At 64.7% G+C, this 12470-nt stretch carries 8 protein-coding genes; 4 read left to right on the forward strand and 4 right to left on the reverse strand.

Features of this window, described 5'->3' with window-relative positions; genetic code table 11:
- The first annotated feature begins 191 nt into the window (after positions 1–191).
- Positions 192–1109, forward strand: coding sequence for a glycosidase (locus FNL14_RS02725; protein WP_142057468.1), 918 nt, complete (start codon positions 192–194; stop codon positions 1107–1109).
- A gap of 150 nt (positions 1110–1259) precedes the next feature.
- Positions 1260–1589 carry an acylphosphatase gene (locus FNL14_RS02730; RefSeq protein WP_142057470.1) on the forward strand — a complete coding sequence of 110 codons (330 nt, stop codon included), beginning with the start codon at positions 1260–1262 and terminating at the stop codon, positions 1587–1589.
- Between the two features lie 49 nt (positions 1590–1638).
- Here the strand turns inward: FNL14_RS02730 and FNL14_RS02735 are convergent, their stop codons facing one another.
- From FNL14_RS02735 to FNL14_RS02745, 3 genes are all read right to left on the reverse strand, one after another.
- The gene (locus FNL14_RS02735; RefSeq protein ID WP_142057472.1) at positions 1639–5283 is read right to left on the reverse strand and encodes a TM0106 family RecB-like putative nuclease; all 3645 of its coding nucleotides are present in this window, start codon (positions 5281–5283) and stop codon (positions 1639–1641) included.
- Positions 5284–5436: 153 nt separating this feature from the next.
- Entirely contained in the window at positions 5437–6642 is a 1206-nt protein-coding gene (locus tag FNL14_RS02740; protein ID WP_142057474.1) for a TerC family protein, read from the reverse strand.
- Positions 6643–6695: 53 nt separating this feature from the next.
- A complete protein-coding gene (locus FNL14_RS02745; protein ID WP_142057476.1) occupies positions 6696–8423 on the reverse strand; it encodes an ATP-dependent DNA helicase RecQ in 1728 nt (575 codons plus the stop codon).
- A gap of 248 nt (positions 8424–8671) precedes the next feature.
- Here FNL14_RS02745 and FNL14_RS02750 point away from each other — a divergent pair, with 248 nt between their 5' ends.
- The gene (locus tag FNL14_RS02750) at positions 8672–10999 is read left to right on the forward strand and encodes an FdhF/YdeP family oxidoreductase (protein ID WP_142057478.1); all 2328 of its coding nucleotides are present in this window, start codon (positions 8672–8674) and stop codon (positions 10997–10999) included.
- A gap of 205 nt (positions 11000–11204) precedes the next feature.
- Here FNL14_RS02750 and FNL14_RS02755 read toward each other — a convergent pair whose 3' ends face one another.
- Positions 11205–11534, reverse strand: a complete 330-nt coding sequence (locus FNL14_RS02755) for a DUF6457 domain-containing protein (RefSeq protein ID WP_142057480.1) — start codon at positions 11532–11534, stop codon at positions 11205–11207.
- 324 nt (positions 11535–11858) lie between these two features.
- Here FNL14_RS02755 and FNL14_RS02760 point away from each other — a divergent pair.
- Positions 11859–12470: alcohol dehydrogenase catalytic domain-containing protein (locus FNL14_RS02760; RefSeq protein ID WP_181762523.1), on the forward strand; the 612-nt coding region annotated here is incomplete at its 3' end.

Consider the following 12470-nt stretch of genomic DNA (forward strand, 5'->3'; position numbering starts at 1 on the left):
GCAGAACGGAGTACCTGTGGAGTCACTCCAGGGTTGTGCAGCCGGCCCTACACCCGATACTCCAGACTCACTTGCGGGAATCTCCGCTTCATAGTCGGTCACGACACGCAGAGTTAACCATTGTAAGTCGCGCGATGTAACCGGCAGTTGGCAAGATGCCTAAGACCGATCGCTTTTATAAAAGGGGAATCATGGCCAAGTCCACCGCAGAAAACACCTTCCTTCGACTCAAGACCGTTTTGGATGTCCTGACCGAAGGCGTGTGGTCCGGTGATGCACTGAACGCGGGGCAGGTCCTCGCGGAGGCTACGGCACGCGTGCCGTTCAACGAGCACGAAGCCGAACTGCTCAGCGGCGGAATTCCCCGCGGGCACAAGACGCTGACCTCGGCCACAGCCAAGCTGGTGAAGGCAGGCTGGCTGGTCAAGGGCCGCTCCGGCTGGACCATCACCGAAGACGGCATGCGTGCTACGGTGGCCTACCCGGACGCTGTGTCCTTCGCCACGGCGCTCGACGCCGGCACCCCGGTCCCTGCCGACGTCCCGGTTCCTGCGGCTCCCGCAGGGTTCGTCCGCAAGACCACTGCCGTTGCCGAACTCCCGGCGCCGGCCGCGGCCAAGGCTGAGCCCAAAAAGGCCACCAGGAAAACGCCTGCCAAGAAGGCTGCCGCGGCTGTGGGCAAGGCTGCCAAGGTGATCGAGGACGCCGTCGAGCCCGTGGTCAACGCCGTACGCAAGGGCAAGGCTCCGGCCAAGGCCGATGAGTCCGCTGCCGCGGAGCCGTTCGAGGGCCCGGATGTTGAGACGCACCCGCAGCCGGAGGCAGTGGCTGTTGCGGGCGATTTCAACACCATCCTTGGTGCACCCGAGAACTGGGCCCCGCAGTACGACGAAGCCCAGATGGAGTTCGACTTCCTGGACCAGCTGTGGAAGAAGAGTGCGGAGCTGCCGGCCGGCCACTACACCTTCAAGATCGCCCTGAACCGGTCCTGGGACGAAAACTACGGCGCGTTCGGCACCTTCGATGGCCCGAACCACGAGCTGTACCACGACGGCGGCACGGTCACCATCCGCTACAACCACAGCACCCGCGACATCACCATCAACTAACCGTCTTACCCTCCCAACTGACTGAGAGTTAACGTCGCGAAAACCCGTTTTGGGAGCGTTAACTGCGACTCAGTTGGGAGGGTTGGTTGTTGCATAAGTGCCCGCGAGAATTCCTGGGCCCGTAAAGCCGACGAAAGAGGGGACGCACCCATGGCGAGGCACGCAGGTTCATCGACCGAAGAGCCCGATCCGGCTGCGTCTGATGCGGGGGCCGTGCGGCTGACTGCCCGCGTTTTTGGCGTGGTGCAGGGTGTGGGATTCCGCTACTGGACCATGGGCAAAGCGGACGAGCTGGGCCTCTCCGGCGAGGTGAGGAATCTCGACGACGGTTCAGTCTCCTTGGTGGCCGAGGGGCCGCAGTGGAAGGTCCACGAACTCCGGGAATGGCTGAACTCGGACCGGACCCCCGGGCGGGTGGAACGGGTGGAGGACTCCATTTCTGAAGCTGACGGCACCTTCCGCGGCTTCAATGCACGCTAAGACCACTACGCGCGTGCTCGATCCCGGATGTGCTTGAGCACGGCGGACTTCATTCCCTTGGACTCAGCCCGATGAAGGCCCCCAGTTCCTCCAGGGCTGCGGGCCGGCGCGGCATGTAGTTGGTGAGCTCGGGGGAGCGGATGATGACTGCCCGCCACTGGCCCCGGGAGACTGCCACGTTGATGCGGTTCCTGTTCAGCAGGAACTCAGCGCCGCGCGGTGCCTCACTGACTGCAGAGCAGGCCATCGAGACCAGCACCACGGGCGCCTCCTGGCCCTGGAACTTATCCACCGTTCCTACCCGCACGTCCGGCAGGCCATCCTCCGCCAGGGCCTTCCGGATGAGGTGGACCTGGGCGTTGTAGGCGGCCACTACCAGCAGGTCTTCCTGGCCGAGCGGACGGGACTCGCTGTCCGCACCCGGCGTCCACTTCAGCCCGAGGTGCCGGCGCACCTGGCGAACCACCTCTGCCGCTTCCTCCTTGGAGGCGGTGGCGTTGCCGCTGTGGTTGACGAAGGCCGTTTCCACACCCGGAGGAAGCTGTTCCAGTTGGCGCTGGGAGGCTGCCGGTGCGGACTGGAGCTTTCCCTCGTAGCTGAGCCGGGAGACGGCGCGGCACAATTCGGGGTGCATCCGCCAGCTGTCCGCGAGGAAGTATCCCAGGTTGGCCGGCAGGGTGGCGTGCCCGGCGGCGAGCCACCCCAGCGCTGATTCGTTCACGGGTTCCGGGTGCGCGCCCTGCGTGACCTGGGGCAGTTGCTGGGGGTCGCCGAGCAGCAGGAGCCGCTTTGCCGCCTTGGAAACGGCAAGCGTGTTGGCCAGCGAGAATTGCCCGGCCTCATCGATGACCAGCAGGTCCAGTGCACCGGCCGGTACCTCCTTGCCCGTCATGGTCCAGGCGGTGCCGCCCACCAGGCAGCCGCCTGGCGAGGACAGGAGCCGTGCAACGTCGCCTTCGGTGGTGGCAGGCCAGGGAACATCGTGCGGGGACGCGAGCTTCTTCGCCACTACGGCCGGATCCACACCGCCCGTGGCGATGGCACAGCAGAGCAGGTTTTCGACCACATTGTGCGACTGGCCCACCACTCCGATCTTCCAACCCTCTTCAACCAGGCGGCCAATAACGTGTGCACCGACATACGTCTTTCCGGTGCCCGGAGGGCCCTGGACAGCCAGGTAGGAGCAGTCGAGGTCGCGGACAGACGCGGTGATCGCCGCGGCGTAATCGGCAGAACCATCAGGCCCGTGCGGGACGTCCACCGGCTGCCGGACAGTCCGGAATCGCGGGGGCTGTTTGCGCAGGATGTCCAGCCCCGGTTGTGCCGGCAGCGAAGGCACTGACGCTCCGACGCTGGCGGCGATTTCCGCGATCGCAGCTTCGATGCTGGACGTAGCGAGGGGCTGGTCCTCGGTCAGAGCAACGGGAATGTGCTGGTACGCCGCAACCTTGCCGGTTTCGCGCTCAGCAATGGTGATGACGGTATGTTCGGGGTTGTCCGGGGCCGGTGAGACCGCGCTGATCCTGGTTCCGAAGGTAAAAGCCCTGGCGCCCGGAGCGGCATCGGGATCTGCCATGCCATCCGGCGGCGGGGCATCATAGAGCCGGCACCAGTTTGAACCAGCCCGGAAGTCCGATCCCTCGGTCATGGTGCCCTCCAACCGAAGGACCCGGGTCCGCATACGCTCCCGCGGCTTGGCCAGCGCCCAGTCGGAAGTAACTTCTGCCGATGACACCACAAAGACATTCCGCTGGTCGGACCAGTTCTCGATGGGTGCTTCCACCCGGTCGAAGTGCTGCCACCAGAACTGCTTGCGTTCGCGGCGGTGATAGCCGGTAGCCGCGGCAACCATGGCGATGGCGCGTTCATCATCGGTCCAGGGGCGGGTGTCCGGCAGCCCGGCCAAGTATTCGCGCAGCCGGCGCTCTTCGGGAGTTTCAGGAGTTCCGGCAGCCTCGTCCGGCACTTCCCTGCGTTCATCCACCTCAGTCCCAGCGGATGAACCAGTCAGCGCTTTCGAGGCTGCCGTGGACGCAGCTTCCGTCCCGGCTGGCCCGGCGATTTCCAGCAGCCAGTCGCGCAAATGGAGTGTGGAAAGGCAGTCGTACCGGTTGTAGTCGGAGATGGACGCCAGGATTGTTGCCGCCTCCGCCTCGTTCCCCGCATCACGGGCCGCGCAGTATGCGGCGTAGGCAACTACGGAGGCACCGGCGTCCTTGACGTCCCCGGAACGGAGGTTGTCCCCCATGTACAGCGGTTCGAGCTTTTTGATGGAGTACGACGCTTCGGAAATGCGCAGTGATTGCCGCACCGTGGCGTAGAGGTCCACGAGCAGGCCTTCGCGGAGCCAGGCGTCAACGGTGTCCTCACCGGCCTGGTGCGCAAGGGAAAGGTTCCGCAGGGCTGTCTTTTCGTAGGCGGCGTAATGGTAGACGTGCATGTCCGGATACCGTGCGCGGCGTTCCTCTACATAGGCCAGGAAATCCAGGAAGGCCCGGCGTTCTTCGGATCGGGAGTGGGCCCAGAACGGGCGGAAAGCAGGATCACCGGAACTCCCGGCAACAGGTGCCTCGATCACCCCGAAGAGGTACTCGATGCCCCACGCTCCCGTGGCCGGGTCCTGCCACAGAGGATCGCCCTCGAAGTCGAAAAAGATGTCTCCCGGGCTGGGTGCGGGGAGCGCCCCGATGCGGTTCTCCGGCAGGACCGTGAATGACACTGTGTGCGGCTGGCCGTCTTTAGTGAACGTCCTGGACCCGGCGGCTGCATCCAGGCCCAGCTGCATCCGCGCCTGTGCCCGGAGCCGGACCACTGAGTTCTTCGCCTCGTCAGCAGGCATGGCCGCGAGCTGGTCGATGGTGGTGATGCCGGCGGCATGAAGCTTCCGGCGCTGCACCACAGACATCCCGGCCACCATCAGCAGGTCCCGATGCTCTTGCACCTGCTCGGAGCAATAGTCGCAGCGGCCGCAGTGCACGATCCCGGGCTGCTGCCACTGCACAGGGGTATCAGCGGCGCGGTGCTGCGCTGTCAGCTGGCGGAAGCGCCGGCGTCGTTCCCGGAACACAGGCAGCAGGTCCGGAAGGGAGTGGCTGCTGCGAAGCCAGTCATCTCCCACACGGGTTCCGAGCACCAGGGTCACGGTGGGGGAGGGGTCAAGGCCCATCCCAAGGAGCTGGTCACCATACGCTGCCAGTTGCAGCAGGGCGCCCACTTTGGCATGCCTGGCCAGTTTCGTATCCCAGACTTCGTAACGCCCGGGAATGCCGGTGCCGGCGGCTTCATTGACGAGGAAGTCTGCGTAACCCAGGAATTCGCCATCGAAGAAGGTGGCCTGGAAAACGACGTCGGCACCGGAGCGCAGCGCGAGCTCCGTTTCCGCGTGCTTGGCCTGGAGCTCCCCGCGCAGGTTTTGCCCACGTTCGAGCGAGTACACCCCCGCACCGCGGCTCGCATCCCACTCGCCGTACTTCGCGATCAGGCTGGCAAGGACGGTCTGCTCGTGCTTGTCACCGAGTTCGCCGGCGCGGACCTGCATCTCATCCGCTGCGAATTCGGCCTTCAGGAAACGGCCAAGTTTTTCATCCAGGATCCTGAGCGCGCGGTACTCGCACTCGCTGGCCGCCACCAGATCGCTGGCGGAAAACACCAGGTCCGGCGGCGCACCGGCGGCCGCAGCTTCAAGCAAAAACACGGGGCCTCCCCATCGACAGCCAGACTGTGATCATTAGCCTAAGAGGGTTCCCCCCGGCCATGAACCTAACCTAGCAAGGGGTACCGACAATCCGGTGCGGGACTGATGTTCCGGCAGCGGGCAAACCGCGACCAACCAGCAAGCGGACAGCTGTCAGTTCCCGTGGGCCGCCGCCCGGACCTGAGCCTTGTCGTGCTCCGCGTGCGCGCTGCGCAGCAGGTTCATGAACTCGGTCTCGTTGCGGACGAGCTTTTTGTACTTCTCCGGCAGCTTTCGGATCTGGTCCTCCTCGCGGCACATGGCAGCGAAGATCTTGTCCCGTTCGGCCATATCCGTCTCGTAGTTCAGGTCCAAATACTCGTTGGCATGCCGCTTGGCACCGGAGACGGCGTTCTTGGCCTTGCCCTTGGAGCTGAAAACGGAGGCCAGGATGGTCAGCAGCAGCACACCAAGGATGACGCCGAGGGAGACCTCCGTGCTGACCTCCACTACATTTACATGCTGGCCGTCATTGATGAACGGCAGGGTGTTCTCGTGCAGGGCGTGAAGGATCAGCTTCACACCGATGAAGCCCAGGATGACGGCCAGGCCGTACGAGAGGAAGATCAGCCGGTCCAGCAGTCCGTCGATCAGGAAGAACAACTGGCGCAGGCCCATCAGGGAGAAGGCCGTGGCGGTGAAGACGATGTAGACGTTCTGCGTGAGGCCGAAGATCGCAGGGATGGAGTCCAGCGCGAAAAGAAGGTCCGTGCCGCCAAGGGCCACCATCACCAGGAGCATCGGGGTGAGGACGCGCTTGCCGTTTTCAATGGTGAAGAGCTTGTCTCCGTCGTAGTGTTGCGATGCCGGGAGGAACTTCTTGGCGAGCCGCACCACCAGCCCGTCCGTGTCCTCGTCGTCGTGGTTTTCGGGCCGCAGCAGGTTTCCGGCGGTGATCAGGAGGATCAGGCCGAAGAGATAGAACACCCAGGCGAACCGGTTGATCAAGGTGGCGCCGACGAAAATAAAGGCCGTGCGGGCGATCAGGGAGAAGACGATGCCGAACAGGAGTACCTTCTGCTGGTGCGCCCGCGGCACCTTGAAACTGGCCATGATGATGAGGAACACAAAGAGGTTGTCAACCGAGAGCGCTTCTTCCGTGACGTAGCCGGCGAAGTACTCGGTGCCCATCGTTGGCCCGCCGAACAACAGCACGCCCAGCCCGAAAAGCAGTGCGATGCCGACGTAGATCGCGGACCAGGTGGCTGATTCCTTCAGTGAGGGTGTGTGGGCCTTCCGCACGTGGAAAAAGAAATCGAAAGCCAGCAGGCCAACGATCCCTGCGATGGTCAGCGTCCAGACATAAGAAGGTACTTCCACGCGGCGGCCCTTTCGTCGTCAGTGTCCTCCCAGCCTACCGAAAGCAGGCTTAGCTAAGCAGGGCGCAGGAGTTCATGCTCCACGACGGCGGTACGGGACAACGTCTTGTACCCCTCCTGCTCGAACAGGACAGTAATAACGTCGTCCTCGTGCCGCATCACCAGCCCCGGACCCCACTCTTTATGGATGACGGCCGACTGCAGCGGGAACTGCTCGTCCGCACTCGGGGAGGCCTGCCCGGATGAGCCCTTCCCGGTCGAACCCTTTCCCATGGGGCCGGGCCCGCCGTCGTGCACGTCCTTTGAGCCGACGGCATCCGCTTGGGCGGCGGCTTCAGCGCAGGTATCGCAGTTGCCGCATGGCTCCGGCAGTTCCTCGCCGAAGTAGCCCAGCAGGAACTGTCGCCGGCAACTGTCCGTTTCCGCATAGGCACGCATCATGGTGAGCCGCGACTGGTCCACGCGCTGCCGGGCTTCGGCCAGTTCGACGGCGCGCTGCACCAGCGCGGGCAGTTTGGCTTTGGACGTGAGCCGGATGCCGCGCTTGCCTGTGGTGACTGCCCCCGCCTCCTCCAGCTGGTTGACCAGGCCGGTGACGCGGCGCACGGGAAACCCGGTCAGTTCAGCCACCGACGTCTTGGGAGCGGGCGCTTTCGCGGCCTTAAGGACCTTCAGCACGGCTTGCAGCCGGTCCGGATCCGGGGAGTTGGTGCCGAAGAATTTGCGCAGGCCGAGGTCCTCGGCGCGGTAGTGCAATACGGCCACGGCAGGCTCTCCGTCGCGTCCCGCCCGGCCGATCTCCTGGTAGTACGCGTCCAGCGACTCCGGAATGTCCGCATGCACCACAAACCGCACATTCGGTTTGTCGATGCCCATGCCAAAAGCGGTGGTGGCAACCACCACGTCCAGTTGGTCGTCGAGGAACAGCTCGTGGATCCGTTCCCGGTCCGCCGCCGAACGGCCGGCGTGATAGGCCTCCGCCCGCAGCCCCTCCTTGGCCAGCTTGGCCGCGTACTTCTCGGTGTCCTTGCGGGTAGCGGCGTACAGCAGGCCCTGCCCCTGGTCCCTGGCCAGAGCCGCGACCTGTTCCAGCACTGCCTTGCGTTTGCCCTTGTCCTCCTGGTGCCGGACCACATCGAGGCTGATGTTGGGCCGGTCGAAGCCATGGACCAGGACCAGCGGGTCCTCCATACGCAGGCGTTCAGCGATCTCGTCGCGCACCGGAGGGGATGCAGTTGCGGTCAGTGCTGCCACCGGCGGGTTGCCCAGGCGCTCACGGACGCTGCCGAGGTTGAGGTAGTCGGGGCGGAAATCGTGGCCCCAGGAGGACACGCAGTGCGCCTCGTCCACCACGAACATGGAAATCTCCAGCTCCGCTATCCGGTCCACGGTCTCCTGCTTGGCGAGCTGTTCGGGAGCGAGGAACAGGAAGGTAGCCCTGCCGTTCTCAACCGCCTGCCACGAGGCCTCCAATTCAGCATCACTACGGGAGGAATTGATCGCGACGGCGGCATCCGCCCCCAGATCCGCGGCCAGCCCGTCCAGCTGGTCTTCCTGCAGGGCAATGAGGGGTGAAACCACGACGGCGGGGCGTCCCGTCGTGTTTTTCAGGTGCAGTGCCGCGACCTGGTAGACAGCAGACTTGCCGTAGCCGGTGGGCATCACCGCCAGGACATCGCGGCCGCCTGCGAGGGCAGCCATTCCGGCCAGCTGGCCGTCGCGGAGGCGGGGCAGGGAGAAGGAAGAGGCCGCCAGGGCGGCGAGGGCGCGATCGTCGGGCATAGGGAGCGGCTCCGCAACGGTGGATCCTGCGGCCGCTTGCTTCAGCCGAGGTAACCAGCCTAACGCGGCCCGGGGGGACGCCGTCGTCGGTGTTCCCGGCTATGTGGACAAGTCCGGCGCTCCCGTTGTACACATCCGGCGCCGGCATCCTTGACTTCCCGGCCACCTGTGAACAACTGTGGAAGGGAACCGGTCCCGCGGCAAGTGCACGGTATTTTCGGGACCGGGCCAAGCAAGGAGGATGCAGCGTGGCGCGCAAGAATCCGAAGGTTGAAGAGGCAGACGAGTCCGAACTCGAGGTGACCGGACACCCCAAAACCTGGGCCGCCGGAGTCCCCGGTGTCTATCACTCCATGAAGCCTGCGCTGGAGCACATGGGCCTGGATCGGTCCAGGAAAACCCTGCTGGCGCTGAACCAGAAGGACGGCTTTGACTGCATGAGCTGTGCGTGGCCGGACCCGGGCCACCGCAAGACGTTCGAATTCTGCGAAAACGGCGCCAAGGCAGTCACCTGGGAGGCCACGCCGGTGGTTATTGGCCCGGAGTTCTGGGCCGAGCACCCTGTCAGCGAGCTGCGGGAAAGGTCAGAGTACTGGCTGGGGATGCAGGGGCGCCTGACCGAACCCGTGTACAAACCGGCCGGCGAGGACCATTACCGGCCGGTGGGCTGGGACGAGGCGTTCGGCATCATCGCGGACAAGCTCAATTCCTTGCCAAGCCCTGACCAGGCAGCTTTTTACACCAGCGGCCGCACGTCCAACGAGGCAGCGTTCCTGTACCAGCTGTTCATTCGCGGATACGGCACCAACAACCTGCCGGACTGCTCCAACATGTGCCACGAATCCTCCGGCTGGGCCATGGGGCAGACCATCGGCGTGGGCAAAGCCACGGTTTCTTACAACGACTTCGAAAAAGCTGACCTGATCATCATCCTGGGGCAGAACCCAGGGACCAACCATCCTCGGATGCTCACGGCGCTGGAGGAAGCCAAGGACGCCGGCGCGCAGATCGTTGCCGTCAACCCGCTGCCGGAGGCGGGCCTGATGCGCTACAAGAATCCGCAGCGCGTGAAGGGCATCATCGGCCACGGCACGGACCTGGCTGACCAGTTCCTGCAGATCCGGCTCGGCGGGGACATGGCGCTGCTGCAGGCGGTCTCCAAGCGGATACTCGCCGCCGAAGCCGCGGCACCGGGCACCGTGCTGGACCATCAGTTCCTGGAGGAGCACTGCCAGGGCCTTGACGAGCTGAAGGCACACCTCGCCACCTTGGACGAAGTCACCGTCCTTGAGGCCACAGGGCTGCGTTCGGACGAAATCGACGAACTGGCGGACCGCTACCTCCGGGCAGACAAAGTAATCATCACCTGGGCCATGGGCATCACCCAGCACAAAAAGGCCGTGGCCACCATCAAGGAGATCATCAACCTGCTGCTGCTCAGGGGCAACATCGGCAAACCGGGCGCCGGCGCCTCGCCCATCCGTGGACACAGCAACGTCCAGGGGGACCGCACCATGGGCATCTGGGAGCAGATGCCGCCGGCGTTCCTGGATGCGCTCGGTAAAGAGTTCAGCTTCGAACCGCCCCGGGAGCACGGAGCGGACGCCGTGGAGACCATCCGGCAGATGCGCGACGGCGGCATCAAGGTTTTTGTGGCGCTGGGCGGCAACTTCGTGGGCGCAATGTCGGACACCCACGCTGCTGAAGCGGCGATGGAGAGCACCGAACTGTCCGTCCAGATCTCCACCAAGCTCAACCACTCCCACGCCGTGACCGGCGCCGAGGCCCTGATCCTGCCCACGCTGGGGCGCACCGAGATCGACCGCCAGGAATCCGGCCCGCAGTTTGTTTCGGTGGAAGACACTGTTTGCGCAGTCCACGCCTCCCACGGAACCGTGGAGCCGGTGGCGCCGGCACTGCTCTCCGAAGTGGCGATCGTCAGCCGGCTGGCGCGCCGGGTTCTCGGCGACCGGATCGCCGCTGACTGGGCAGGCTTCGAAAAGAACTACGACCTCATCCGGGAGCACATCTCCCACGTGGTGGTGGGATGCGAGGACTACAACCGGAAGATCAGGCAGGAAGGCGGCTTCATCCTGCCCAACGGGCCCCGGGACTCGCGCACCTTCAACACCCCCACGGGCAAGGCCATTCTTACCGTCAATGAACTCGAACACGTGGAACGGCCGGCCGGCACCCTGATCCTGCAGAGCATGCGCTCGCACGACCAGTTCAACACCACCATCTACGGCCATAACGACCGCTACCGGGGCATCAAGAAGGGCCGCGAGGTAGTGTTCGTGAACCCGGCAGACCTCACCGAACTGGGGCTGGAGGACGGGCAGCATGTGGACATCTGGGGCGTCTACCCGGACAACGCGGAGCGGGTCCTGCGGAACTACCGGGTGGTGTCCTACCCTACGGCCCGCGGGTGCGCCGCCGCCTACTACCCCGAGGCCAACGTCCTGGTGCCGCTGGAAAGCGTGGCCGAGGGCAGCCAGACGCCCGTGTCCAAGGCAGTGATCGTGAAGCTCGAGCCGGTTCTGGTCCTCGAAGAGGAGCCGACGGCGGCGGGGTAGCGGTGGTTGAGCCTGTCGAAACGGCACTTCACCAGCCCGATTTCGACAGGCTCAATCACCGGCTTACGACTGGCTCAATCACCGGGGGCTCACGACAGGCTCAAGCATTGGGCACAAGCGCAATCACCGGGCTTTCACGACAGGCTCAATCACCGGGCACTAGCGCAATCACCGGGCCTTCACGACGGGCTCAATTACCCAGCCCTTATTGGGCAGTGTCCGCCCAGCCTTGGCTGGCGGGGCCGCCGTCGTGCCCGTCATCGCAAAGGCCAAAGGCAACGCTTGCCGCACGCTGCACCGCCGCACTGGATGCTTCCCGCGACCCGGCACTGCCGGTGCCGGCTTCCAACCCCGCGGCGTAGCCCACCAGGAACGTGGTGACCGGGGCGGCGGGGTGGATCACGGAGTCGGCGGACTTGCGGGCCAGGTCCAGGAGCAGTTCATTGTCGACCTTGAGGTCCAGGATCTGCAGCGCCTGGGCAAGCCTGTTGCTCCACTGGTCAAGCACTTGTGCTTCTTCGTCACTGACTGCCATGTCTGCTCCTTCACAACATCCCGGGAATGCACTTTGCCCCGAGGCCGGCTGTTACCGGTGCTGACACTACAAGGCTTCACCGCGGAAGTCATCGGGTCCCTAAAACCCCTAATCCCAAAGAGGGTAGAGCCGCCGCCCTGCTGGCTATGGCACCGCCCACGGCCCCTGCCTAGACTGGGCGGACCCCAGCCCGGGAACCCGCGGCACGATCAGCCGGCAGCACACTTGCGCCACCATGTGGAAGCGGGCCCTGGCACCCAGGGGACACCAATACCCGCGAATCACGGCCGCCCTAGCGGGCAGGCCTGACTACAGGAGATACACATGACAGGGAACAAAGCCGTTGCCTACAAGGAGCCAGGCAAGGTTGAAGTTATCGATATCGACTATCCCAGCTTCGAACTCAAGGACGGCCCCGGCGTCAATCCGGCGAACGTGGGGCGCCCGGTCAACCACGGGGTGATCCTGAAGACCGTGGCCACCAACATCTGCGGCTCAGACCAGCACATGGTTCGCGGCCGGACTACCGCACCGCCCAACCTGGTGCTGGGCCATGAGATCACCGGCGAGGTGGTGGAGGTGGGCCGCGACGTCGAGTTCATCAAGGTGGGTGATCTGTGCTCCGTGCCGTTCAACATCGCCTGCGGCCGGTGCCGGAACTGCAAGGAACGCAAGACCGGGATTTGCCTCAACGTAAACCCGGACCGACCGGGCAGCGCCTACGGGTATGTGGACATGGGCGGTTGGGTGGGCGGTCAGGCAAACTACGTGCTGGTGCCGTACGCTGACTGGAACCTGCTGAAGTTCCCGGACAAGGACCGGGCCATGGAGAAGATCCTGGACCTGGCCATGCTCTCGGATATTTTCCCTACGGGTTTCCACGGCGCCGTCAGTGCCGGGGTGGGCGTTGGCTCCACGGTGTACGTGGCGGGGGCC

The organism is Pseudarthrobacter sp. B4EP4b, from assembly GCF_006680095.1.
Taxonomy (GTDB): Bacteria; Actinomycetota; Actinomycetes; order Actinomycetales; family Micrococcaceae; genus Arthrobacter.

Excerpts from the sequence above, each read along its gene's own strand:
- FNL14_RS02725 (WP_142057468.1), top strand. The coding sequence starts at position 192 with ATGGCCAAGTCCACCGCAGAAAACACCTTCCTTCGACTCAAGACCGTT.
- FNL14_RS02730 (WP_142057470.1), top strand. The coding sequence starts at position 1,260 with ATGGCGAGGCACGCAGGTTCATCGACCGAAGAGCCCGATCCGGCTGCG.
- FNL14_RS02745 (WP_142057476.1), bottom strand. The coding sequence starts at position 8,423 with ATGCCCGACGATCGCGCCCTCGCCGCCCTGGCGGCCTCTTCCTTCTCC.
- FNL14_RS02755 (WP_142057480.1), bottom strand. The coding sequence starts at position 11,534 with ATGGCAGTCAGTGACGAAGAAGCACAAGTGCTTGACCAGTGGAGCAAC.